23 protein-coding genes are annotated in these 24481 nt (G+C 36.2%); 6 read left to right on the top strand and 17 right to left on the bottom strand.

What is annotated here, in order from left to right:
* Nucleotides 1-98: 98 nt before the first annotated feature.
* From D2K60_RS00775 to D2K60_RS00760, 4 genes are read right to left on the bottom strand one after another with little or no spacing between them, the layout of a single operon-like run.
* A complete protein-coding gene (locus D2K60_RS00775) occupies nucleotides 99-404 on the bottom strand; it encodes a PTS sugar transporter subunit IIB (protein WP_117168095.1) in 306 nt (101 codons plus the stop codon).
* Nucleotides 401-739, bottom strand: a complete 339-nt coding sequence (locus D2K60_RS00770; RefSeq protein ID WP_117168094.1) for a PTS lactose/cellobiose transporter subunit IIA — start codon at nucleotides 737-739, stop codon at nucleotides 401-403. Before D2K60_RS00770 ends, D2K60_RS00775 begins: the two co-directional genes overlap by 4 nt.
* A 6-nt stretch (nucleotides 740-745) precedes the next feature.
* Nucleotides 746-2032: a PTS sugar transporter subunit IIC gene (locus D2K60_RS00765; protein ID WP_117168093.1), complete on the bottom strand. Its 1287-nt coding sequence runs from the start codon at nucleotides 2030-2032 to the stop codon at nucleotides 746-748.
* 56 nt (nucleotides 2033-2088) lie between these two features.
* Nucleotides 2089-3402: a 6-phospho-beta-glucosidase gene (locus tag D2K60_RS00760; RefSeq protein WP_117168092.1), complete on the bottom strand. Its 1314-nt coding sequence runs from the start codon at nucleotides 3400-3402 to the stop codon at nucleotides 2089-2091.
* Between the two features lie 243 nt (nucleotides 3403-3645).
* On the opposite strand from D2K60_RS00760, the gene D2K60_RS00755 reads away from it, so the two are divergent.
* Nucleotides 3646-4374 (top strand): GntR family transcriptional regulator, encoded by a 729-nt coding sequence (locus D2K60_RS00755; RefSeq protein ID WP_117168091.1) that lies wholly within the window; start codon nucleotides 3646-3648, stop codon nucleotides 4372-4374.
* 58 nt (nucleotides 4375-4432) lie between these two features.
* Nucleotides 4433-5134 carry a chitin disaccharide deacetylase gene (gene chbG, locus D2K60_RS00750; protein ID WP_117168090.1) on the top strand — a complete coding sequence of 234 codons (702 nt, stop codon included), beginning with the start codon at nucleotides 4433-4435 and terminating at the stop codon, nucleotides 5132-5134.
* A 248-nt stretch (nucleotides 5135-5382) separates the two neighbouring features.
* Here the strand turns inward: chbG and D2K60_RS00745 are convergent, their stop codons facing one another.
* The 12 genes from D2K60_RS00745 to D2K60_RS00690 all read right to left on the bottom strand — a co-directional run bounded on the left by D2K60_RS00745 (nucleotide 5383) and on the right by D2K60_RS00690 (nucleotide 19847).
* Entirely contained in the window at nucleotides 5383-5994 is a 612-nt protein-coding gene (locus tag D2K60_RS00745) for a YesL family protein (protein WP_117168089.1), read from the bottom strand.
* A gap of 31 nt (nucleotides 5995-6025) precedes the next feature.
* Nucleotides 6026-7039: a LacI family DNA-binding transcriptional regulator gene (locus tag D2K60_RS00740; RefSeq protein WP_117168088.1), complete on the bottom strand. Its 1014-nt coding sequence runs from the start codon at nucleotides 7037-7039 to the stop codon at nucleotides 6026-6028.
* Nucleotides 7040-7074: 35 nt separating this feature from the next.
* Nucleotides 7075-7920 (bottom strand): carbohydrate ABC transporter permease, encoded by an 846-nt coding sequence (locus D2K60_RS00735; RefSeq protein WP_117168087.1) that lies wholly within the window; start codon nucleotides 7918-7920, stop codon nucleotides 7075-7077.
* Nucleotides 7921-7935: 15 nt separating this feature from the next.
* The gene (locus tag D2K60_RS00730) at nucleotides 7936-8865 is read right to left on the bottom strand and encodes a carbohydrate ABC transporter permease (RefSeq protein ID WP_117168086.1); all 930 of its coding nucleotides are present in this window, start codon (nucleotides 8863-8865) and stop codon (nucleotides 7936-7938) included.
* 77 nt (nucleotides 8866-8942) lie between these two features.
* Nucleotides 8943-10259 carry an ABC transporter substrate-binding protein gene (locus D2K60_RS00725; protein WP_117168085.1) on the bottom strand — a complete coding sequence of 439 codons (1317 nt, stop codon included), beginning with the start codon at nucleotides 10257-10259 and terminating at the stop codon, nucleotides 8943-8945.
* Nucleotides 10260-11087: 828 nt separating this feature from the next.
* On the bottom strand, nucleotides 11088-11921 hold the full coding sequence (locus D2K60_RS00720; RefSeq protein WP_117168084.1) for an ABC transporter ATP-binding protein: 834 nt from the start codon (nucleotides 11919-11921) through the stop codon (nucleotides 11088-11090).
* The gene (locus D2K60_RS00715) at nucleotides 11921-12952 is read right to left on the bottom strand and encodes a FecCD family ABC transporter permease (RefSeq protein WP_117168083.1); all 1032 of its coding nucleotides are present in this window, start codon (nucleotides 12950-12952) and stop codon (nucleotides 11921-11923) included. Before D2K60_RS00715 ends, D2K60_RS00720 begins: the two co-directional genes overlap by 1 nt.
* Nucleotides 12949-13989 carry a FecCD family ABC transporter permease gene (locus D2K60_RS00710; protein ID WP_117168082.1) on the bottom strand — a complete coding sequence of 347 codons (1041 nt, stop codon included), beginning with the start codon at nucleotides 13987-13989 and terminating at the stop codon, nucleotides 12949-12951. Before D2K60_RS00710 ends, D2K60_RS00715 begins: the two co-directional genes overlap by 4 nt.
* On the bottom strand, nucleotides 13982-15031 hold the full coding sequence (locus D2K60_RS00705; protein ID WP_240335203.1) for an iron-siderophore ABC transporter substrate-binding protein: 1050 nt from the start codon (nucleotides 15029-15031) through the stop codon (nucleotides 13982-13984). Before D2K60_RS00705 ends, D2K60_RS00710 begins: the two co-directional genes overlap by 8 nt.
* 407 nt (nucleotides 15032-15438) lie before the next feature.
* The gene (locus tag D2K60_RS00700) at nucleotides 15439-15960 is read right to left on the bottom strand and encodes a VanZ family protein (protein ID WP_162880658.1); all 522 of its coding nucleotides are present in this window, start codon (nucleotides 15958-15960) and stop codon (nucleotides 15439-15441) included.
* Between the two features lie 301 nt (nucleotides 15961-16261).
* Nucleotides 16262-18046, bottom strand: a complete 1785-nt coding sequence (locus D2K60_RS00695) for a glycoside hydrolase family 43 protein (RefSeq protein WP_240335202.1) — start codon at nucleotides 18044-18046, stop codon at nucleotides 16262-16264.
* Between the two features lie 373 nt (nucleotides 18047-18419).
* The gene (locus D2K60_RS00690; protein ID WP_117168079.1) at nucleotides 18420-19847 is read right to left on the bottom strand and encodes a hypothetical protein; all 1428 of its coding nucleotides are present in this window, start codon (nucleotides 19845-19847) and stop codon (nucleotides 18420-18422) included.
* Nucleotides 19848-20145: 298 nt separating this feature from the next.
* Here D2K60_RS00690 and D2K60_RS00685 point away from each other — a divergent pair, with 298 nt between their 5' ends.
* The gene (locus D2K60_RS00685) at nucleotides 20146-20655 is read left to right on the top strand and encodes a DoxX family protein (protein WP_117168078.1); all 510 of its coding nucleotides are present in this window, start codon (nucleotides 20146-20148) and stop codon (nucleotides 20653-20655) included.
* 128 nt (nucleotides 20656-20783) lie between these two features.
* Nucleotides 20784-20906, top strand: a complete 123-nt coding sequence (locus D2K60_RS00680; protein WP_117168077.1) for a DUF4023 family protein — start codon at nucleotides 20784-20786, stop codon at nucleotides 20904-20906.
* 88 nt (nucleotides 20907-20994) lie between these two features.
* Here D2K60_RS00680 and D2K60_RS00675 read toward each other — a convergent pair whose 3' ends face one another.
* Nucleotides 20995-21831 carry an HAD family hydrolase gene (locus tag D2K60_RS00675; RefSeq protein ID WP_117168076.1) on the bottom strand — a complete coding sequence of 279 codons (837 nt, stop codon included), beginning with the start codon at nucleotides 21829-21831 and terminating at the stop codon, nucleotides 20995-20997.
* Between the two features lie 279 nt (nucleotides 21832-22110).
* Between D2K60_RS00675 and D2K60_RS00670 the strand changes: the two genes are divergently transcribed.
* A complete protein-coding gene (locus tag D2K60_RS00670) occupies nucleotides 22111-23031 on the top strand; it encodes a DMT family transporter (RefSeq protein WP_117168075.1) in 921 nt (306 codons plus the stop codon).
* Nucleotides 23032-23225: 194 nt separating this feature from the next.
* Complete coding sequence (locus tag D2K60_RS00665) at nucleotides 23226-24428, top strand: AraC family transcriptional regulator (RefSeq protein WP_117168074.1); 1203 nt, start codon at nucleotides 23226-23228, stop codon at nucleotides 24426-24428.
* Nucleotides 24429-24481 lie beyond the last annotated feature (53 nt).

Below are 24481 nucleotides of genomic sequence, written 5' to 3'. Positions count from 1 at the left end.
AAAATGAATAATCACCTGTTTTTTCTAACTAACATCTGCGAAAAGTAAGCGCAATCATTTAATTAATTAAAAAGGAAACTTATCCTTCCATATTAAGGCTAGTTATTATTTAATGTAATTGCTTGATCTAACACTTTGTCTCCTTGAATCAAACCATAGGCCATTTGATCTATAATGTCCACTCTAATTCCAAGAGGTTCAACTTGCTTTTTTATTTTCTTTTCTAAATAGCGAACTTGAGGACCGATTAAAACAATATGCAAACCATCCAAATTATTTTTTAACTCCGATTCAGCTACTGCCTTTATTTCGGCATTAATATTTCGCTCTGTTGCCGATTTTTTCATTTTGTTCACTAACATTGATGTTGACATTCCCGCTGAACATACTAATATGATTTTCATGATTTACCTACCTCCAACTGTTGTATTTTTTGATACATGTCAATCATCTCAATCGCTAAATCTTTACATGTCATTGCTGTCATTAAGTGATCCTGTGCATGTACTAGAATGATACTTACATCGTTTTGCTTACCATTTGCTTCCTCATGGAGAAGATTTGTTTGTAAATGATGCGCTTCCACAAACTCTTGATCTGCTTCTTCTATTTTTTTATGCGCCAATTGGAATTCATATTCCTTTGCTAGCCCAATTGCTTCCATAGCATTAGATCTAGCATTTCCAGCGTGCAAAATAATTTTAAAGGATAACATTTGTAGTTCTTCTACTGATTCCATTATAATTTATTCCCCCGTTCTATTTTTAAATGTGCGTGCGCCTGCTATTACAAACGGAATATACATAAGTACAGCGACGGTAATATTGAATATTTGTAAAGCAATTCCACGCCAACTTCCACCTGTAACAAGATAACCGCTTAAAATTGGTGGTGTAGTCCATGGTAAAATTGCTACTGTTTTAGGAACGATACCAGTTAAAAGCGCCATATATGAAATAACTGTTAAAGTAACAGGAATTAGTATGAACGGGATTAACATAACAGGATTTAACACGATTGGTAACCCAAAAATTACTGGTTCATTAATATTAAACAATCCTGCCGGTGCAGATAGTTTTGCTACTTCACGATACGGATGTTTTTGATCCTTTTTTATCACTATAAAAATTGCAATTAATAAAGCAATAGTTGTACCTGATCCACCCATAAATACATAAGAATCTAAGAACGGCTTTGTTACAATGTAAGGTACATCAAATGCAGACATTCCCCCTTGGAAAAGGGATAAATTTTGTTCTATTAACGGGAGATAAATGGGTTCTATCACTGAACCTATAATATTTGTACCATGTAATCCAAAAAACCATAGTAAATGATTTAAAAAAGCTACAACAATTGCTGCAGGCAATGTATTTCCTAAGCCCTGTAAAGGTGCCTGGATTACATTAAAAATAACTTCAAATATACTAATTCCAACAAATACATTAATTAAAGCTTGGAATAAACCTACTAAAATCAAAATAATTGTTGCTGGGATTAAAGCTGTAAATGACCTTGATACACCATCTGGAACACCTTCTGGCATTTTTATTGTTAATTTTGAATGAACTAAAAACCGGAAGATTTCAGTTAGAATTAACGCTAAAATAATTGCTACAAATAATCCCTGTGCTCCTAACCAAGCAAAATTAAGTCCCCAGTCTTCTGTTACAGGGACCAATATAATGTAACCTGATGCTGAAATCAAACCTGCTGACAGCCCATCTACGCTATATGATTGCGCTAAATTAAAAGCAATTGAAAATGCTATTAATAAGCCTAATACAGCAAACGTTCCATTCCATATACTTCCGCCAACTTGTTGCCAATTCCCGTCTCCAAAAAGGTTATTCATTAAATCAACAAAATTAAACGCACCCATTGGTGGAAAGTTATTAATCAGAATAGCTAGTGAACCGATAATCACTAATGGCATAATCGCAACAAAACCATCACGTACCGCTACAAGGTGGCGCTGAGCTCCGATACGTCCAGCAATCTCAATGAATCTTTGCATATATTTATTATTCATTCTAATTCCTCCCTCAATTAAATTGATTTTTCATAAAACTACTATTATGGTTCTAACTAAAATGAATTAAATTGTGGTAAATGAACTTTATGTGCTTCTAATAACTCATCCAAGACTACCTTACTTTTTTTCTCATCAGCCATTAATGGATTCATTACCAAAGCTAGATATGCATCATGATAATCACCAGATAAGCTTGCACATATGACTTGTTCTTCAAAAGCCTTCATTTGATAAATCAAACCTTTTACAGATGTTGGTAATGGATCAATAGAAATCGGTTTAGGGCCTTGTTTGGTAATTACACAATTTATTTCAACTACCACATCATTTGGCAGGTCTGAAATTGCGCCGTTGTTGAATGTGTTAACCGTTTGAATATCCCCTCTATTATTATAGATAGAATCCATCAAACTACATGCTACATCACTGTAAAACGCGCCTCCTCGCCCCTCTAATTCTTTGGGTTTGTCATGTAGATTTGGATTTTTATAAATACCAAAAAGTGATGCTTCTAATTTCTGAACAACCTCAGATCTTGTTCCGTTTTCCTTGAAGGCTTTAAGATCTTTCTTCAATACATCCCTCGTTTGATAATAATATTGATGATATGGATTTGGTAAAAGACCTGTTGCTTCAATGAATGTCTTCGACCATCCAAGATTAACGATGTTTGCCGGAGAATAGTCTAGCCCCGCACTAAATAGCTTTTCTAAAACTTCTCTGGTTCGATCGACCCCTTTTACAAAGACCTTTCTTCCAAAAACAAAATGATTCATTCCCACAAACTCAATCTTTACATCATCCGCTGGTACTTCTAATATCTCTGCTGTTGAATAAGACATGTTAAACGGAATATTACACACACCAATCACTTTTTTATGTGGTGAATGTTTTAACAGAGCTTCTGTTACAATTCCTGCTGGATTTGTAAAATTGATTATCCATGCCTCGGGACAAATTTCATGGACATCTTTGGCAAGCTCTAGTAATACCGGTATTGTACGAAAGGCTTTAAAAACCCCACCCGCTCCGTTTGTTTCTTGACCAATAAATCCATGACTCAGCGGTATCCGCTCATCTTTTGATCGTGCTCCTAAACCTCCAACCCGTATTTGCGTTGATACAAAATCAGCATTCTGTAGCGCTATTCTTCGATCTAATGTCCAAGTTAGTTTAATTGGTTTTTTAGCATTTTCTATCATTCTTAATGCCAATTGACCAATAATTTCTAGCTTTTCTTCCCCCTCTTTAATATCCACTAGTACAATCTCATTGACTGGAAAACTTTCATGACGGTTTATAATCCCTTCAATAATTTCTGGCGTGTAGCTAGATCCTCCGCCAACAATAACCACTTTTAAACTCATTTAATCAACCCCCTTTTTTTGCAAGCGCTGTTATTTTTATTATAAAAAATAACATGTACTAAAACCTATGCTGGATTTCAGAATAGGCTTACTTGCTATTTCTATTAAAATGTATCATACAAATTTAAATTTGTATACAACAAGTTTAAATTTAAAAATATTTGTTACTACATTTATAAAAAGTTGTCATAATAAGTGCTTTATTGTACAATTTAACTATACAAGTTTTAAAGGAGTAGACTCATGAAAAAAAACCAATCGCTTCATGCATATATAAAAGAGGAGTTGCTAAATCGAATTAAAACTCTGGAATATAAAAAAGGCGATAAAATACCAACTGAACATGAACTGTGTGAAGATTTTGGTGTTAGCAGAACAACCGTTAGGGGGGCACTAGATCAACTTAAATTAGAGGGTTATTTAATTCGACAACAAGGAAAAGGTACTTACGTTGCCGAAAAAAAAGTAAGCCAAATCCTGACTTCTACTGTAGATAAATACATTAAACAAATAGAATTGCAAGGGAAGGAAGGGCATATTACATTATTAAGTATCAAGGTTATCCCAGCTAATGAAATATTACAGCAATCACTAGATGTATCTCTTAACGACCCCGTCCAACGTATCGAAAGAGTACGTAAGGCAAATGATGCACCAACTCAATATGAGATTGCTTACATTCCTTGGGATATTGCACCAGGTATTACCCAAACACATGCGGAAACATCTTTATATGAATCTTTACTCAATGATTTCGGGGTTCATGTTGCACTAACAAATGAGTATATGGAAATTACTTTGGCAGATGAGATTGCTTCTAGAAATTTGGAGTGCGAACTAGGATCACCATGTTTTTACATCGAGACAATAGCAAAAAATGAAAAAGGGGTTAAAGTGGAATTTTCGCGCTCTTACTTCCGTGGTGACAAAACTAATTTTATGATCGAACGAAAATATCCATATAGCGAATGAAAATAATATTGCGTTTAGTGTTACTTAAATCATACCTTTCAGGAAATGAGTGAATAAAATGAAAGTTTTATTTAATGCAGATGATTTTGGTTTAACAAAAGGGGTAACAGACGGCATCATAAAAGCACATTCAAATGGGGTTGTTGGATCTACAACCTTAATGATGAATGGCCTGGCTGTAGATTACGCAATTGCACAAGCAAAGAAACATCCATTCTTAAAGGTAGGCATTCACCTTGTTTTAACCTTTGGCAAACCTATAAGTAATGATGTCTCTAAACTAATCAATCCTAGTGGCTTGTTTAAGTATAAAAGCACCACACAACAAATTGATAAGACCGATGTTAATCAGATAGAAAGTGAATGGCGTGCACAAATCGAAAAGTTTTTAACGACAGGATTAAAACTTGACCATATTGACAGTCATCATCACGTTCACGGGTGGGAGCAATTAGCTGAAATTGTCACAAAGCTGGCCAGTGAATACAAAGTTCCAGTTCGTTATGTAAAAACACTATCTGATCATCCCGAAATTCTATTAACAAACGTACTTTGGTTAGACTTTTACAATGACGGAGTGTCAATAGATATTTTTGATAGAATAAAAGATCTTAATGTTGAATCCGTCGAAGTGATGACTCATCCTGCAGTAATTGATGATGATTTACGTCAAGTTAGCTCATATTTAGATAAACGAGAAACGGAACTTGAAATACTATGTTCTCTTAAAGTTCCAAGTTGGGTTGATGCTTTCGATTAAGTAAGCACAACTAATTTCAAATAGGTACCACTAAATCATGAATTTTTCTATTCATTGGTTTTTTGTTTTAGAATCATCTTATCCAGACACTTCTTTTTGTTCTTTTAATACCTAAAAAAGATATAATTCCCATAGTAATAATGGAAATTATATCTTTTTTGACTTTTTCAGTGGCTTGGAAACATCTTTTACTTTTCAAAAGGCAGCATAAGAACTACAGTCTTAACAGAAAGTAACTAAAATAATATTTAGTTTAGAGCTACCTTACTCCGTTCTATTTTAACCGATAACTTCTCAAAAACATGACAAAGTATAAAGGCTACAATACTCCCAAATATCAATAAAAATATCGGCGCTAGAAATGTTATCGCTACGACAAACCCAATGATGCCAATACAAAGTAACGTGTGAAAGATATAACTAATTGAGATAAACAAAGCATTCTTAATTGTGTGCAATAAACTTAACTCATAATTTACTAAAACATAAAATAAATAGATTGTTGTAAATAAGTATAGTATCGTCATAAAACTTAATAGACTGTAAACAATAATTTTTCCAGTAAAATCTACTTGAAATAGGATAGAGAAATCATAATAAATGATTAGTCCCCCAATACTCCAGATTATACCCAGCAAAAAGCTCTTTTTGAAATTAGACTTAAGTTCTTTGATAAATAATGAAAATAATCCAGCATCAATTCCCTCATGCACCCATTTTCTACCTACGCCAAACAATGCTGCTGTTGCAGGGAAAATAGTGATTATTGGAACACATGCGAGGATCCACATTGCATTTAATAAAAGAAAATGACTAAAGATATCCAGAATTCGAAAAAATGTGTTATCTGACCTTACCATTGTAATACCCTCTTATTTTTCTGACATTAAACTATTCCTTCATACAAGATTTGCGGATGACCAGTTCTGAATCAACCATAACTGAATTTGATTCAATATCGCCGTTGATTAGATCATTTAGCATATGTGCTGCAAGTCTTCCCATTTTATCCTTGTCCTGTTTAACTGTGGCAAGCGGTGGATCACTATATCTACAAGCTTCGATATCATCACAACCTATTATTTTTATATCCTCCGGAACCCGTAACCCAGCTTGTTTTATAGACCTTATCGCACCTAAAGCCATCATGTCAGACGCAGCAAATACCGCTTCTGGATAGGGCCGTTGAGAGAGAATTTCATTCATACATTGATAGCCACTCTCTTCAAAATAATCACCATATTTAATCCATTCATCTCTCACAGGCATCCCAAAGTTTTTCATCGATCGAATAAAACTTTCTTTACGAATATTTGAAATAACAGAGTAATTTTGTCCGCCGATAAAAGCTACATTTCTATATAATTGCAAGTAAAAATACTCCACTACATTAGCAGCAACCTTACTATTATCTGTTGTAACATACATAGACTTTGGTCCAGATAGCGCAATATCGACCCCTACACATGGTATACTGCTTTGATCAAGCTCACGAACTGCCTCTTCAATATTTTCACCAGCAATAATCAAACAACCATCCAATTGGAAATGCTTACATCTCTTCAAATAATCTTCTTTATCTTGTCTAGACTGATTACTTGAAAAAATCAATATTTCATAGCCTAATTGCCCTATAGAATTCTTAAAAGCAGTAATTACTTGATTAAAGAACGGGTGATTAAATTCAACATTTTCTTTTCCAGCATATATTAAACCAATCAGATGTGATCTTTTAGTAGCCAACGACTTTGCAGAAAAACTAGGTTGATATCCTGTTTCATCTATTATAGTCATAATTTTTAATCTAGTATCAGCACTAATGCTACCCTTATTGTTAATCACTTTGGATACGGTACCAGGTGAAACATCTGCCATCTTTGCAATGTCTTTAATCGTAAGCTTCATAAAAATCCCTCTAACCTATTAGTATACAAACCGACTCAACTTTTCACTGCCCCTTCTGTTAAACTTGCAATAAACAAGCGATTTAATAAAAGAAAGACAACGATTAACGGTACGGTTGCCCAGAATGTACCTGATAGAATCATACCATTATCACGTACATAGTTGTCAATTAATCCGCGTAACGCAACTTGAATAGTGAAACTAGATTCATCTCTTAAAACAACAAGTGGCCACAGAAAATCGTTCCAAATGTACATAAATCGAATAATCGCTAAAGTTGCAAAGGCTGGAATAATTACAGGAATACAAATATTCCAATACACTCTAAAGTTAGAACAACCATCTATTTTAGCTGCTTCCACTAGCTCTTTTGGAACATTACTACTAATATATTGTCTCATCCAAAAGATACCAAACGCATCAATAAGACCTGGAATGATAATCGCCTTTAGATCATTCAACCAATCTAATTGCGTAATGATGAAGTACTGTGGGATTAGTCCAAGCTGTGGTGGTACCATCATCGTTACTAACACAAATATAAATAGAATATTTTTTCCTTTAAAATCAAATATGGCAAAAGCGAAACCTGCCAATGAACATAGGAACAAAACGCCAACTGTTGCAACTACTGAAACAACTAACGAGTTCCATATAGCACCAAAAAAATCTATTGTGTTTAACACATTTTTGAAATTCGTTATGAGTTCACCACCCGGAAAAAATGCAGGAGGTACTTTGTTTATAGCGCTATTCTGGTTGGTTGCCATTACAAACATCCAATAAAGTGGAAAAATGGATAGGAAGGAGCCAACCGATAATATTAAATAGATAAACGCTTTTGCCATAGAAAATTTTTTCTTTCCAATTTTTTTACTCATTTATTATACTCCTCCTTATCGTCCAATTCGATTAGCGATTAGTACATTAATACTAGAAATCAGAATAATGATGATAAACAAGATAATCGCAGCTGCTGAAGCAGTTCCGAAAAAGTTATTCACAAATGCCTCTCTATACAGATAGAGCACAACTGTAATACCTTCTTCTCGATAACTTCTACCAATAAATATTAATGGCTCAGTGAACAATTGTAATGCACCAATTGTCGATGTAAATACTGTTAATATGATAATTGGTCGTAACATTGGAATGGTAATATATTGAATTTTTTGCCTAACTGTTGCACCATCAATAACAGCCGCTTCATATAAATCATTTGGTATTGCTTGTAAACCCGCAAGATAAATTATCGTATTATAACCAACCCAACGCCAGAAGACCATGGTAGAAATCGCTATTTTAACTCCCCACCAGTTTGTACCCCATGCAACCGGATCAATACCGAAAAGGCCAACAATAATATTAAATAATCCAAAATCCTGATTATTGAACATGATACCAAATATAATTGCAACCGCTACAGTTGAAGTAACGTATGGCATAAAGATAGAGACTCGAAAAAATGTTTTCATTTTTATAAGAACTGAGTTCAATGAATAGGCTAGAATAATACCAACTAGCAGCTGTGGAATTGTTCCCATAACCCACATAATTAGAGTATTAGACAAAGAGGTCCAAAACAGTTGATCTGTTAAAATCCACTTAAAATTCTGAAATCCAACAAACTCCATTGAACCAAATCCACCAAGGCCATTCCATTTTTGAAAACCGAGGTAGAAACTAAATAGCATTGGAAACAAGCCAAAAACACCAAACAGTATAAAAAATGGAGATATATATAGATAACCGGATATACTCTCTTTTGTTTTCTCTCTTAGAGGTGACTTTTTGCGAACTTGTTGTGTGTTTATTTTCGGTTCCACTTTTTTTCTCACCTTTCTATTGATTTTTCAAACGACCTACGGATGTCTCTCTCCATAGGTCGCTTGAATATCATCCCTTACTGTCTTTCTAGTTGTGTTTTAACTCGTTCCATAGCCCCGGCCCATTCTTCCTCAGGATCTGCGCCTTCTACCGCCACATTAGCAAGCGCTGTGCTAATTTCTGTATCAACTACCGAATAGTTAACACCCATATAAACAGGCACAACACTTTTTGCTGCATCCGCGAAAATTTGGGCTGTTGGAGCACCATTGAAATACTCATCCGTTGCAGCCAAGAATGTTTCGTCCTCATAAACATCTGGTGTTGATGGGAATAGACCTGCAATTGTAAATGACTTAAGTTGTTGTTCTGGTGCTGTTAACCATGAAATAAATTCATAAGCTTCTTCTGGATGTTCTGATTCTTTTGGAATAGTCAAGAAGGAACCACCCCAGTTACCCGAACCTTCAGGAATTTGCGCTACATCCCATAATCCACTTGCATCTGGCGCATTTGACCTTACATTATTAACCATCCACCCTGGAGCTCCTGGCATTACTGCATAACTTCCTTCTGCCATTGCAGTACCCCACTCTGGAGTCCAAAGTTCATTTTGACCAATTAGACCTTCTTCAATCATTTTTGTAGTAAAATCGTATGCATCTTTCACTGTTTCCTCAGCAATTAGTTCATCATCTTCATTAAAATATTGCTCTTCTTGCTGATCTCTAAGTGCATTAAAAACCATTTGCGGAGAATCTGTCATCACTTTCCCTGTTTTTTCCATCACTGTTTTAGCAGCATCATAATACGCATCCCATGTATCAATCTCTGCAGATAGCTCGTCACGATCTGATGGTAAACCAGCTGCTTCCATAACGTCAGTACGATAAAACATCGTTGTTGGGCCAATATCTGTTGGGAATCCGATTTGGAATGATCCATCTACACTTTGTGCTTGTTGCCATTTCCAATCCAGAAAATTCCCTGATAAATCTTCGGCACCATAATCATTTAAATTATAAAATTGATCCTGCGCTTGCTTAAACTTTTCGATTTGTCCCACTTCAATTAACGCAATATCCGGAGAACCACTCCCCGCTGAAATTGAAGTAAACAAGTTATTAAGTACATCATTCATTTCGCCTTCACTAAGGGTAATTTCTACATTTGTATTTTCTGCCATATATTCGTCAATCAACTCTTGATAACCAGTACTACCGAATACTTGAAATGCTAATTCTACTTTTTCTTCCCCGCTACTTTCTGTCTCATTTGTATCATCTCCTGTTGCCTCGTCTGCATCACCACTAGTTGAATCACCATCGCCACTACATGCAACAAGTGCAACCATTAACATTGATAAAACTATTAATAATAACCATTTTTTCATCTTTACTTACCCCCATTTATATAGTAGTAAATCGACCCAAACCAATACCTCATACTTTTACTTCTCCACCTCCTAAATTGAAGTGAAAAAACTTTCTCTAGTAATGCTTTCTAAATATACAAAAGCGATCACCGTGTAAATGAAAAACATTTAACGGGAAACCGGTTTCCCATTAAATTAAAAAAAGGGAAATGATGTGTTTTATTTGCAATGTAATCGCTTTCTAACGAGAATATTATTACAAATTATTTAAAAAATCAATACCTTTTTCCAAAATAAACTAAATAAATTACTTTAACAAAGAAACCGGTTTCCTAAAAAGTAAAAAGAACACTTAAAATAACTCTTCCCTTCATTTAGATTTAAGAATATTTTACTTAACTAACCAGGAAGTCTTTCCTTTGCTATTTTTATTCTATAAAATTAATTTTTATTCATAGTTTTTGTACTACTTGCAGTCTAGGTTATCATCAAAATTGGGAACTTATTAATTCTTTAAAGCATACAGTTTGTTTCAACTTGAATGACGTAAAAAAATTGGGGTTAAATTTATTGGGGCATTAAATAGCAGTGGACAAAGTCTTTCATGTTAACAACATATAAATTCATTAAGGGAGACCGTTAATATCACTGCCTCCCTCATGCTTTATTTAGTGTACGATGGCTTTAATTTAAACAAGCAGTAGACAACTCTAACCATAAAAAGATACCTAGTAGTCTATATGAATAGCAATAGTTATCCATATAGACTACTAGGTACTTCAAGTTCATGCAAATTGAAACGTAATACTATAATGCTAACTCCTTTGATTTACAAACAAAAGCAAATCAGTTGAAAGCTGACAATTCTACACAACCAATTTTATTAACATGATGTCGTCCAATTGGGACAACAAATGGTGAGCCCGAAACGGGGTCTGTTATCACCGTGCAATAAAGTTCGAAAATGTCTTTGATCAAGGTGCTCGTAATAACACGTGATGGAGCGCCCTCTGACACAAGCTTTCCTTGGTGAAGCGCAAAAATATTGTCTGCATATCTCGCGGACAAATTGATATCATGAAGCACCATTACAATCGTGGTGCCATGTTTTTGGTTAAGGTCTGTCAGCAGGTCCAAAATTTCAACTTGATAGGTAATATCCAAAAAGGTTGTCGGTTCGTCGAGAAATAGAATATCGGTTTGTTGAGCCAGAGCCATTGCAATCCAAACACGCTGTCTCTGACCACCCGAAAGCTCGTCAATGTGCTGATTGGCAAGTTCAGTAATATTCATAATTTCCATAGCTTCAGCCACCGCTTCATAATCCTTTTTTGTCCATCCACTAAACAGCGATTGGTGCGGAAACCTTCCCCTTCCAACTAAATCTGCGACAGTTATTCCTTCTGGGACAATGGGAGATTGCGGAAGAAGTCCTATAGTACGAGCCAATTGTTTAGATGGTATCTTGCTAAGCGGCTTATCATCAAGGGTTATTTTGCCAGATATAGGTTTGATAAGTCTTGCCATTGTTTTAAGAAGTGTAGACTTACCACAGGCGTTTGCCCCAATAATAACGCTTATTTTATTACTGGGGATCACAAGGCTTATTCCTTGGATAACTGCTTTATTATCATAGCCCGCAACGATTTCTTCTCCTTTGAAAACATGTGTCGATTTCATTATAAATCTCCTTTTCGATTCATTCGGATTAGCAAGTATATTAGATATGGCGCTCCGAGTATTCCGGTTATGATACCAACAGGATATCTGACTTCAAAGGCAAATTGACCGATTAGATCTGCCAGCAAAACCAAATTTACACCAACAAGACCGGCTGGAATTACGCTCGAAAAGCCAAATCCGACTAATCTTTTCGCAATTGGCCCTGAAAGAAAAGCGACAAATGCGATCGGCCCCGTAGTAGCAGTAGCCAGAGCAATCATGCAGACGGAACTTACGATAAGCGCAATTCTAGTTATATCTGTATTGACTCCAAGAGAAGTCGCTGATTGTTCGCCAAGCTCCAATATGCTTAGATTTTTTCTCAGCACGATAATGATAGGTGCAAAAATCAGGACCGTAATAATAAGAGGCGGAAGTTCGTGCATTTGAGAACCATTAAGGCTCCCGCTAAGCCATCTAATCGCTGCAGGAAGATCTTGTTCTGCCCCCACAAGCATAAGGTATGATACTACCGCGTTAAGCATAGCCTGTACGCCAATACCAACAAGAATTATTCGACCGACTGAAAATGACTTTCCTCTGGATAGTATATAAATCACTATAACTGTAGCAAGACCAGCAATCACTGAAGCAATGGAGACAATAGCACCGTTTGTTTGAAGGATGATGATGCAAAAAACAGCTGCTGCGCTTGAGCCAGAGGTAATACCAATTACATCCGGACTTGCAAGCGGATTACGCAACATTGTTTGAAATGTATTTCCAGCAATACCAAAAGCAAAACCAGCAAATAGACCCGCCAGCATTCTTGGCAGACGTATTGTATTAACCGCAAAAGACACACCTTGCATTTGCTCACCTAAAAGTGTTCGAATGACCGCATCAATAGGATAAATAGTATTCCCCAGTAACAGCATAGCGCAACATAGAATGATTGAAAGTAACGCAAGAAGGCCGGTTACAAGTATCCATCGCCGGCGTCTTTGACGTCTGCCCACCATAATAATTGCAATAGATTTATTTTTCATAATGAACGCACTCTCAATCTCATAGCTAATATTATTAATAACGGAGCTCCTATAAACGCTGTAACTACACCGACTTCAAGCTCTCCAGGATTACCAATGAGTCTACCTGTTACATCTGAGACAGTCAAAATAATTGCTCCTGAAATTGCTGACAAGGGTATAACGAAACGCAGGTCTGGGCCAAGCATAAGGCGTATCGTGTGAGCCGATAAAAGTCCGATAAAACCAATAGGGCCTGCTAGCGCAGTAGTCGCGCCACACAAAAGAACAGCTCCAACCGCCGCAATGAGCCTTAGTGTTCCTGTTCGAACGCCCAATCCACTTGCCAGTTCATCTCCAAGCGCCAGCGCATTTAGTGCCGGAGCAGACATAATAGCTATCACTATCCCGATTACCAAAAACGGGATGAAAGTAGTAATGGAACTCCAATTTGCTGCACCAACACTACCAACTTGCCAAAACCTAAATTCATCCATCACATTAGTGCGAGAAATCATGATGGCAGTGATCAGAGAAGAAAGAGCGGCGCTTGTGGCAGCTCCTGCCAACACAAGTTTAAGAGGAGTGGCTCCGCCACGCCCCATAGAACCAATTCCAAATACGAAAACCGCCGTAATCGCAGCCCCTGCTAAAGCTAGCCATATATATTGATTTGCCGTAGTTATGTTCAAGAATGCAATACCGCAAACAACAAACAATGATGCACCTGTGTTCACTCCAAGTATACTCGGGTCTGCAATTGGATTACGAGTGACCGCTTGCATAAGTGCTCCAGAAACGCCTAGTGCGGCACCACAAAATAGACTGAAAATAGTTCGGGAAACCCTCTTACGAACTACATTTGCTCCGTAGGAATCTACATTTTGGTGAAATAAACCATCTATTAATTCATTAAACCCCACTGGTCTAGAACCAAAGACCAGTGAGGCAATCACACATAAAACCAACATTACAAAACAAATCACCAGTACCGCTTTAAAATGCCGCGGAACATGTGGGTTTAGCAATTTCTTTTTTGAATCTACTAACCTATTCATCGGTCTTTTCTATAGCTTCCCCAATTAATTCTAGGTACTCATCAATGGTATAAGCAATTGAAAGCGGTGTTGGGGTACCAGCTGCCGCTAAAGGTGTGTTAGCACCAATAAATACAACAGAATCTCTTTCAATCGCTGGAATTTTTCCAAGCAGTGGATCTTCTTGTATTGCTTTATATTCTTCATCACCATAAGTAACTAATATATCAGCATCGTTTAGCATGTCCGCATTCTCAGCGCTTACTGTCAAGTAGAAAGCGTCTGGGTCCTCAATCGCATTCAATACACTTTCAGGATATTCCATTCCTAGCTCCATCAAGAATCCAGCACGAGGATCTGCAGGTGTGTACACAAATAATTCAGACAAGTCACCAGGTGTGAAGGCTACAAAAACGACATTTACACCCTCAATTTCAGGATATTCATTTGCTTTTTCTTCAATTAGATTCTCGGTATCCTCAATGAGTTGTTCACCTTCTTCTTTCATTCCCATACCTGTTGCATTATAAATAACTTCCTCGCGCCATGTTGTTATCCAAGGATCGGTCTGATAGGCCACAACCGGAGCAATTTCACTGAGAATATCATAGTCTTCCTGTGTGATACCAGAATATGCTGCAAGAATTATATCAGGGTTTGAATCTGAAATCGCTTCAAAATCAAGGCCATCTGTATCTTGATATATGTTAGGTTCATCTTCGCCAAGTTCCTCAAACTTTTCATCAGTCCAAGGTAACAATTGACTGTCATCTTCAACACCGAAATTTGCCGCTGAGAGTCCGACAGGTACAACGCCAAGATCAAGAGCCACATCATGATTTCCCCATTGAATAGCAGCAACTCGTTCAGGCTTGCTTTCAATTACAGTTTCGCCGAAAGCATGCTCGATCACAATCGGATATTCAGAGGTCTCTTCTGTATTAGCTGAAGCACTCTCCGTTTCTGTTGAATCAGACTCCTCTGCTGCGCAACCAAATAGTAGTATCGTACTCATAGCGGCGATAAATAAAGTTGTTAATGACGTTTTTCGTTTTGCATTCATTTGTATATCCATCCTTATCCTATTTTGTATTTTTTAAGTAGTACTGACTTCCTTTACTGAAACTGACATAAATTATTATGTAGTGCATTTTTAATATAAGTGCTTTATCTTTTTGCTCAAGTGATGATCATCAATTCATGAGCATACTCTGTGTACACGAGAGTTGTTATTCTTGCGCTGATTACAAGCCTGAAGATCAGCAATAAGGGGATGATTTTTAAATACGAAATGCATATTATTTAACTGATAATGATTATCATTACTAATGATATATACACTCATTCTATTTGTCAATAAAAATTTAACAGCATATTTTAAATTTAGTTAGTCTGAAGTTCATCAGCTTTATTCAATAATAGATTCTCGACTGATGATTTTGGAGCGATGAAACTTAGCCGTACATTAGTCTACCTTTTTTGATATATCCATTTAAAAACAAAATAACCAATGACAATCCCAGCGAAATTTAATATCCAATCATCAATATCCACTGTACGTGTGACGTAACCTAATTCATGAAAGATGAATTGACCCACTTCCATCATAACCGGTACAGCTGCAGCATAAATCATTGCACGTTTAACTGCGATCTGTTTGTAGCTAAGCCATAATCCTATTGGCACAGTAACGACTACATTTCCTAATAAATTTATCGCAATAACACTTAGTGGTAGGAAGCCTTCTATCAATTGATTAACATATAATGAAATAGTCTTGAAGGGAATAAAATTATAGGATTGATTGGTCAGCACAACACCTGAATCTAGCCAAACCAAATAAACTAGGATAACCGTATACAACAGCATCATTATATTGACTATCTCTTTTTTGAATGACTTAAAAGATTTTGTGAAGAATTTAATAATTATGTATAGCACTATGATCGGTAAACCAATTGCCGTACCTACTTGTACGATAGTTTGCAACATTTTCATTCCCCTCTCTCTTCGTTTGTTTTACCTATTCTCTTTTACATATTAGCATACAGATTGGAAAGTGGATTAGAAAAAAATGGACTTACCCATTATGTTGCTACAGGATTACAGCATTTGAGCCTATTTTAATAATCACTTAGTAGGTTCGGATTCATACATAAACAGAACAAGGCACAACAAGCAGATAAACTCCGCTCGTTGTGCCCTTTTTTCTCGCAAGACTTCCGATTTTCTCCTAAAAGAAAAGTCCCTACTTGTGTGTAATCTATGGATATAAGTTTAGATATTGTCCATTTTAATTACGGTTTTTCTTCCTTCTTACAATAAACAAACTAAACCCAACAATTACAATCAACAATATTCCAAATAGTAACCATATATATTGGCTTATTGCAGTGTCTGATTCTTCAGTACTTGTATCATGGCTACCCCAGATAACAACACCATCATCTGACATCGCACTGAACGTCATTACCCACCGCTCTGCGGTTGGATCATATTGCTTAATAAATACCCCGTCATATGTTTCATCCTCGACAGTTAATTCCACACGATAATCATCATAAATCTCCCATGTACCGGTTACAGCACCAGAAACTGTCTTATCTTTATTTAAATTTATCGATGATGACTCAATTAACATGCCATCAATTTCTTTTCCATGATTGATATATTTATAGTTCCCATCAACATCTGCTTCTGAAACAGTCTCAATTGTTTCACCTGCATAGTGATATGGTGCAGGTACAGGCCACTCATCACTATTTTTAAAGGTTTGATGTACACGAACCTCATGCATTTCTCCTTGTTCTGGAAAACGTGTATGCGTTATAATAAACTCTTTTCCTAGTTCCTCATCTTGTAGATAAGAGTTATGACCAGGTGCCATGTAACCAGTACCTATGCCAGTACCTGCCTCATCAGACTCATTTTTAAATAAGAAATTCCCCATCATCTTGTTACCAATATCTTTATGATCATCTAAATCCGGAAAATTACCTACGCCTATATTAAAGCTCTCTGGGAAAACAGCTTCATTTCCTGATGCATCCACATACGGTCCTTTGATGTTCTCAGATCTAAACTGTCTCATCTGGTAACCGCCTTCAGAAAATAATCCACCATAAGTAATATAAAGGTAGAAATACTCCGTTTCTTCATCATAAACAGCATACGTTCCCTCGCCAGATCTACCATATCCGCCGGCAATTTTCGTACCAAAATACTTATCGATCATCCTGCCGTCTTCGGTTGTTCCATCTTCTCCAGGATAGATTGGTGTTCCTGTTTCTTTATCTAATTCCAAAATAAACGTACCACCAGACCAAGAACCATATGTCATAAAGAGGTCACCATTCTCATCGTAGAGAATATTCGCATCGATAGCATTTGTATATAGTGCATTATTATATGCACCAGTGTCAGTAAACCAATCTGGATTAACCGCATCAAACACACCATCTTCAATCAAGTCAGGTATATTTGTATTTTCCCAGTGTTTATTAACATCGCTATTACTATCATAAGCTTCTTCGTTATGGAAACCAGAATACATGATTGTATCTCTATACTCAAACGGACCTTCTATATCCTTCGATACAGCAATACCAATCGCTGAACGGATGTATGTAGAGGATACACTATAGTACATCATATAAGCGCCTATTGAACCGTCATCCCAAACATAATCTTTATTCCAAAAGATATCTGGTGCCCATACAGCAAAGCCTCCACTACTATCTGCATCATCTTCCCCAGCCCACTCAAATGACTCTGCCAGGTTCTCAGATAGGTCTCCGTAGATCGGATTATTTTCAGGCGTTTGATATTCTCCATCTACGATTGAATTCCAATTAATTAAATCTGTTGATTTAGCAGCTGCAACATGTGAACCAAATATGTAATATGTGCCATCATCCGCTTTAATGATAGATGGGTCATGAACAGTAGCACGTTCAAATTCTATTGGTTCAGGATTACTATCCTCTGCACTTACTTCCTGATCACTAAAAAATGCACTTGGTACTAATAGAATAATAGCAAGAAAAACAATCGAACATTTTTTCATTAAACTTTTCACTTTTTATTTTCTCCTCTCGTTATTTTCGATAACACATACATAAACGACCTATGATTTTACCGAAAAATATCTTGATGTTTAGAAGTGCTAGTCTCTTTCACTGACAAATCCCTATTTCGTTTCGCCTATATAAATCTAATATATGAAATCCTTATTACTTTCTTACACCGCCCCTGTCAAACATGTACTTATAAGTAGTAACCGTTTACATTAAAGACAATTAAGACTACTAAAAATAAGAATACTACATAATTAACACATTAACAACCGATAAACTTAACAAAAATTTTATTCATTTTCATAGTTGTACGTATATGAATATTGAAAGGAAGCAAGGGACGGTTCTCTGCTTCCTTTCAATGTTCATATATCTCTAAAAAATCAATATTGCTAACAGCGTTGAAACTACCAAGCCTATCATAACAGGACCAAAGTTTTTCCGGACTAGCTCCATTACTGGAACCCCACAAAAACCAGCTACAGCCACTAGAGAAGACCAAGCAATAATTGTACCTCCACCAGTCCAAATCGAACCCATCTGACCAATTGCAGCAAGTGTTGTAGGATCAACTGTACCATTTGCAAGTGCCCCTGATAATGCGCCAGTTAGAGGTAAACCAGAAAATCCAGATCCATCTAAACCGGTAATAATACCAATTATCAGAATGCTAAATGCTGCTAACATCGAACTTTGCGGTAAAAAACTTTGGCTTGATTGTACTAGATCAAACAGCAACGCAGGTGGATCGACGTCACCAATCGATAAGATACTACCAGCAAAATCAGAGCTTCCTAGAAAGAAGAAACCTGCAATTGGAATAACTGGACCCATTGCCTTGAATGCGAACACAAAACCTTCAATAAGATGCTCACTAATATAGTCTAAAGCTCTGTGTTGACCAAAAGCGAACGTTGAAAGTAGTAGGAGAATTACAGCTACTCCACCTATAAAGGCAGCGCCATCTCCTCCTTCAAAACCTCCCATACGCCCACCAGTTAATTTAGTTGATACCATGAAAATCATAACGAGTAGCATTGACACTGGAACTAGTACAGCGAATATCTTACCCCACATTGGAAGATGCTTACTTTCCGTTTTCTTTGTGCCTTCCTCCTTCATCCCTTGCATCATTGCTAGTTCCTTATCAATTTCAGGATCATTTTTCAAGCGAATTGCTTTCCTATTAAAGAAATAAGCTAGAGCTATTGCAATACCTCCGGTGATAAACGATAAAATTAGCGCTTGATTTGCTAAACTAGATGTTGCAACACCTGCTGCTTTTGCAGACAAACCTGGTGCAACCTGAATAATGTAGTCTGATGACAATGCCATACCTTGACCTGCAAGAGCAACAGCCATCGCTGCAACCATAACTGGTAAACCGGAACGAACAGCAGCTGGGACTAACAATGCACATATCAGTGGAACCGCTGGTGTAGGCCAGAAAAACAATGAAATAATATAAGTAACAGCAATTAAAACAAAAAAAGCAACATGACCGTTAACCATGAATTTTTCAATCGGTTTAATCATACGGATGTCCGCACCTAAATCCTTTAATGAGTGCAACAAAGCCACCATAAAGGTGATAATTAGGAAAATATTAAATAACTCTTTAGCCGCCACAAGGTTTGCATTAAATATCGCAGTAAAACCGTCAACAACGCTTCCTTGGTAAACCCATGCGACCACAAATGTTCCAAGTAGGGTGGGAAATACAACACCCTTACGAAAAATCATTGTAATAATTATTAATAATGTGAACAAACCGTAGAGCCAATGGGAAATCGTTAATTCCAAGTTGCTTACCTCCTTTACTTATAGCCTATGCATACAGAGTTTAGTCGGTGACGTGATCCATTGTATTGGATTTCCCAAAGAAAAGTCTCTTTGCAAATGAGTTAACCTCGATTGTCAACAGATAAAACAAGCGTTCACGGACTTGTCAAAAATTTGTTAACTAATTGTGAAGTTATGCACAAATATATTTTACATACTTTCTTAACATGTTATTATATAAATATAGAAAACAAACAAGATATCTTGAACCACATCTTGTGAAGTAATGAACAAAAAATAATATATAGGAGTGGTTATCATGTTAGAACTTTTAAGAAAAAATAATATCATTAGTGGTGTATTGGCAATTATTAGAATTTATATTGGTTATTCCTGGATTACTGGTGGATGGGGGAAAATTACCGGTGGTGGTTTTGATGCTAGTGGATTTCTACAAGGTGCTATTGCAAACTCTACTGGTGAAAACCCAGCTGTACAAGGCTGGTGGGCAGTATTTTTAGAAAACGTTGCTTTACCAAATGCAGAAGTCTTCTCATTCTTAGTTATGTGGGGTGAGGTCCTAGTTGGGGCAGCACTGATTCTTGGGTTATTCACTAACTTCGCAGTACTAATGGGTCTGATAATGAACTTCTCATTCTTATTCAGTGGCACTGTAAGCACTAATGGGCAAATGATTCTACTAGGAGTCCTCGTTCTTGTTGCCGGAGCGAATGCTGGAAAATTCGGGTTAGACCGTTATGCAATGCCTTATCTAAAAGGTCTATTTAATCAAAAAGAGGCGCGTGCAGGTCAAACTGCTGAAGTGTAACACCTATAAAATGCATGGATCAAATTGATCCATGCATTTTTTGTTTTTTACAATCTCTCTCTCACTTCATTTTGCCATTCTTAACGTTTGTATAGGTTACACTTTTCCTTTTTACTCTACTAGATTAATTGTCCCTTTCATATAAATTCAATGAAAACCAGAGAAAGGGTGAAAAAAACAAGAAGAATCAAGGCAATGGTCGCCCAAGTAATAAACTTCCTAGTAAAAAATACAACGATAGCTATAGTTAATTAAAGCATAGAGGGTGATGACTCTATACTTCCACATTTCAAATGACTCGAATGAAATTTTTTTGTCTTTCTAAACCCATATATGATTTTAAATCAATCCATACTTTTTAAAACTATTGTAAATACCATCTTCATCATGTGAATCAGTAATATCATCAGCGGCTTTTTTTACCACTTCTTTTGCGTTACCCATCGCAATACCGTGTTGAACAAATTCAAGCATTTCTAAATCGTTATAACTGTCTCCGTATGCAAAAGTATCATCTTTACTTACTTTTAAATGCTGTAGTAGCTTTTCAATGGCAGTTGCTTTGTGGATACCAGGGATTGATAACTCTCCACTGTTATCACCAAAAAATTCCACCGTACTAGGTATCACAGTGAATTTTGACTCAAATTCTTTTCTAATAACCTCGAACGGAATATCTGACCCTAAAAAGGAAATCTTATTAATATCGTCTCTAAATAAATCTTCACCTTCAATTAAAATATCATGAAATGGCTGGATTCCTTTTTCAATTTCTTCTTTCGCTTCAGGTTTTTCTATTATTAGATTTTCTATTATAGCTTGGATATGCTTTTTACAGTTTCCCCCGGCGAATAATCCGCCATTTGATTCCAAGTAGAAGTCTATTCCATGTTTCGTGAAAAACGCCACAAGATGTTGAACGTCCTCTTTTTTTACTTGCTCATGAAACAGTATTGTTTCACCCATCTCGATGTAGCCACCAGCTGAGCCGATAATACCATCAAAACCAATGTCTAGGATTTCAGGAAATAGTTCGGCTTTAGACCTACCCGTGCATATAAAAACAAGATGGTCATTTTCCCTAGCTTTTCGAACAGCAACTTCAGCCGATTTTGGAACCACACCATTATCATTTATCAGCGTACCATCCACATCAATGAAAATTACTTTTTTCATACTTACACCTCTATCTATTTTTTTGCCAATCACTTACTGTTTTTTTGTTTAAATAAAGTACAAGAATAACATATAACAACGCTAATAACCTCACTATCTTCTAATTTCAACACTAGTATAAACTAGACCTACCATTATCAGTAACTTTTCCAATAAGCTTGATTACACGTGGATTTTTATCACATTAATGAGTAACAAGTTTTCAAAACTATTTGATGGTTACACCAGCTTAAAGAATTATGTTAATCTAGTATATACACTTAAATTAGGGGAGAAAACATGACTAAACAAAGGAACTCTAACCAATCTATAGTAAATAATAAAGGGCTTGTATGGGGTGGTATTTTAACAATCACTATTCTATGGGGCTATGCATGGGTGTTGATGAAGGCTTCGCTTGAATATATGGGGCCACTCACTTTCTCATCGTTTCGATTTGGAATCGGCGCCATCACTCTGTTACTTATCTGTTGGCTGTTCAAATTGGGACTTCCTCAAAAGCGATATTGGAAACCTCTTTTTATTATCGGTACTTTGCAAACGGCCGTCGTTTTTTTGCTGGTGATGTTCGCCTTAATGTTTGTTGGTGCGGGAAAATCCTCCGTTCTTTTGTATTCCATGCCCATGTGGAGTAGCCTACTTGCCGTTAAGTTTTTAGACGAAAAATTAACTCCCTTGAAAACAACTGGGCTGATAATAGGTATGATTGGCTTACTCACCATTTTAGGGTGGGATATTTTTACCGGTCAAAACGCTGAAGTCATCTTTGGGGAGCTATTAATCATTATTGCCGCCATATCCTGGGCGATATCAAACATCTATTATCGCTTGAAGGTCCAAGAACTTCCCAAAATTCAAGCTTCCGCCTTTCAAATGTTATTTGGTGCTGTTGGTATATTTATCGTTACGCTAATAATGGAATCAGGACATTCTATTGAGATCAACTTTCATAGTATATACTATATCTTGTTTACAGGAGTCCTTGCTTCGGCCTTTTGTTTTACAGTGTGGTTCATGATAATGAGTGTTGTTGATATGGTGACCGCAACGATATCCACATTGCTCGTACCGATTTTTGGTCTTTTATTTAGCAGCTTGTTGTTAAAAGAACAACTAACAATAGGGGTCATTATAGGATCATCACTCATCCTTATCGGAATCATTGTTGCACAAATGAAACAGCCTCGTGTTAAATACTGACATTACTTAAACCACGTGCCGGATAGTCGCGTTAGTATTTGGTTCGTTTGCCCCCCCCTTTATTTGCAAACGATTTCATATTTAAAGTATAATAGATATGAAACATCCCAAGAGGATTATTATAATATTTTAAGGATAAATATAACGTTTGCTTTAAGCGCTTTCTATAACTTAGGCAAGGGAGTAATTTTACAATGGAACAAACGAACCACGTATCCGCTGCTCTGAAACTACATCATATTACTAACTTAAACACCTATATTATAAAAAATGAAGCTGACTTCATTTTTTATAACGAAAAAGATTCTATACCAGAATTCATGCCTGGTACTGGTGAGAAGGACATAATTTATTTCTACCAACAAATAACTTTTTCAGAAAATCAATTATATGCTTACACGAATGAGTGGGGGTTACATTATTTAGCTTGTACTTTTAATGAAGCTGAAAACTATTTGGTTATTATAGGTCCATACATGGAACTAATTCCGGATTTATACCAATTGAGTAGAAAATATAATTTAAGTAACAATCAAAGCAATGATTTGAGAAGGTTCTGTAATCAAATACAAGTGTTAAACTCCGACAAAATAAATAGTATCTCTAGCATTCTTCAAGTTTTTGACCAGATTATTAAAACAGATAACAAACCGATACGAATAGAAGCAATTAAAGAAAGCGAAACTACCCAAGTTAATCGCACAAGCCCATCTCTCGTTGAAGATGGCGACCTTATAAAAATTAGATATAAGGTTGAAAGCGACTTTATTCATGCTGTTGAACAAGGCAATAAATCAAAGGCTTTAAGTACGTTATATGCTCATGAAGGTATCTTTTCTTTCTCTGAACGTTTACCGAGCCAACCATTACGTCGCTTGAAAAACTTAAATATTGTCTTAAATACGCTGCTAAGATCTGCAGCTGGTCGACGAAATGTACCCACCATCCTCATACACCGTATGTCTGAAAAATTTGCACACCAAATTGAAAATACAAACCAGGTATCAAAATTACAAAGCCTCCAGGATGCGATGATTGAGGAATATAGTGACCTGATTATTTCAAATTCACTGAACAAATATTCTAAAGTCACACAAAAAGCAATTGAATATCTTATGATTTTTTACGATAAAAAAATAGATAAAAATGAGCTTGCTGCACTCTGTTTCACGCATCCAAGTCATCTATCACGAAAATTTAAACAGGAGACAAATTGGACAATTACAGCCTATCAACAAATGCTTCGAATCGAAGAAGCTAAATATTTACTTAAGAATGAGAATATTTCAGTTGAAGAAGTTGCTTGGTTAATTGGCTATGAAGATTCATCTTACTTTGCAAGAGTTTTTAAAAAAGAAACTGGTTGTACGCCATCCCAATATATCGAAAATAATTAACCTATAGAAATGCCAGCCTCGATGTCGAAGCTGGCATTTTTATATTTATTATT

This window comes from Paraliobacillus sediminis (genome assembly GCF_003426055.1).
The sequence above is the reverse complement of the archived record's forward strand: the minus strand, read 5'-3'. Positions and strand labels throughout refer to the sequence as shown.

Bases quoted from the DNA above. Each gene is read 5' to 3' on its own strand.
- D2K60_RS00775 (WP_117168095.1), bottom strand. From the start codon at position 404: ATGAAAATCATATTAGTATGTTCAGCGGGAATGTCAACATCAATGTTA.
- D2K60_RS00770 (WP_117168094.1), bottom strand. From the start codon at position 739: ATGGAATCAGTAGAAGAACTACAAATGTTATCCTTTAAAATTATTTTG.
- D2K60_RS00765 (WP_117168093.1), bottom strand. From the start codon at position 2,032: ATGAATAATAAATATATGCAAAGATTCATTGAGATTGCTGGACGTATC.
- D2K60_RS00760 (WP_117168092.1), bottom strand. From the start codon at position 3,402: ATGAGTTTAAAAGTGGTTATTGTTGGCGGAGGATCTAGCTACACGCCA.
- D2K60_RS00755 (WP_117168091.1), top strand. From the start codon at position 3,646: ATGAAAAAAAACCAATCGCTTCATGCATATATAAAAGAGGAGTTGCTA.
- chbG (WP_117168090.1), top strand. From the start codon at position 4,433: ATGAAAGTTTTATTTAATGCAGATGATTTTGGTTTAACAAAAGGGGTA.
- D2K60_RS00745 (WP_117168089.1), bottom strand. From the start codon at position 5,994: ATGGTAAGGTCAGATAACACATTTTTTCGAATTCTGGATATCTTTAGT.
- D2K60_RS00740 (WP_117168088.1), bottom strand. From the start codon at position 7,039: ATGAAGCTTACGATTAAAGACATTGCAAAGATGGCAGATGTTTCACCT.
- D2K60_RS00735 (WP_117168087.1), bottom strand. From the start codon at position 7,920: ATGAGTAAAAAAATTGGAAAGAAAAAATTTTCTATGGCAAAAGCGTTT.
- D2K60_RS00725 (WP_117168085.1), bottom strand. From the start codon at position 10,259: ATGAAAAAATGGTTATTATTAATAGTTTTATCAATGTTAATGGTTGCA.
- D2K60_RS00720 (WP_117168084.1), bottom strand. From the start codon at position 11,921: ATGAAATCGACACATGTTTTCAAAGGAGAAGAAATCGTTGCGGGCTAT.
- D2K60_RS00715 (WP_117168083.1), bottom strand. From the start codon at position 12,952: ATGAAAAATAAATCTATTGCAATTATTATGGTGGGCAGACGTCAAAGA.
- D2K60_RS00710 (WP_117168082.1), bottom strand. From the start codon at position 13,989: ATGAATAGGTTAGTAGATTCAAAAAAGAAATTGCTAAACCCACATGTT.
- D2K60_RS00705 (WP_240335203.1), bottom strand. From the start codon at position 15,031: ATGAATGCAAAACGAAAAACGTCATTAACAACTTTATTTATCGCCGCT.
- D2K60_RS00700 (WP_162880658.1), bottom strand. From the start codon at position 15,960: ATGTTGCAAACTATCGTACAAGTAGGTACGGCAATTGGTTTACCGATC.
- D2K60_RS00685 (WP_117168078.1), top strand. From the start codon at position 20,146: ATGTTAGAACTTTTAAGAAAAAATAATATCATTAGTGGTGTATTGGCA.
- D2K60_RS00675 (WP_117168076.1), bottom strand. From the start codon at position 21,831: ATGAAAAAAGTAATTTTCATTGATGTGGATGGTACGCTGATAAATGAT.
- D2K60_RS00670 (WP_117168075.1), top strand. From the start codon at position 22,111: ATGACTAAACAAAGGAACTCTAACCAATCTATAGTAAATAATAAAGGG.
- D2K60_RS00665 (WP_117168074.1), top strand. From the start codon at position 23,226: ATGGAACAAACGAACCACGTATCCGCTGCTCTGAAACTACATCATATT.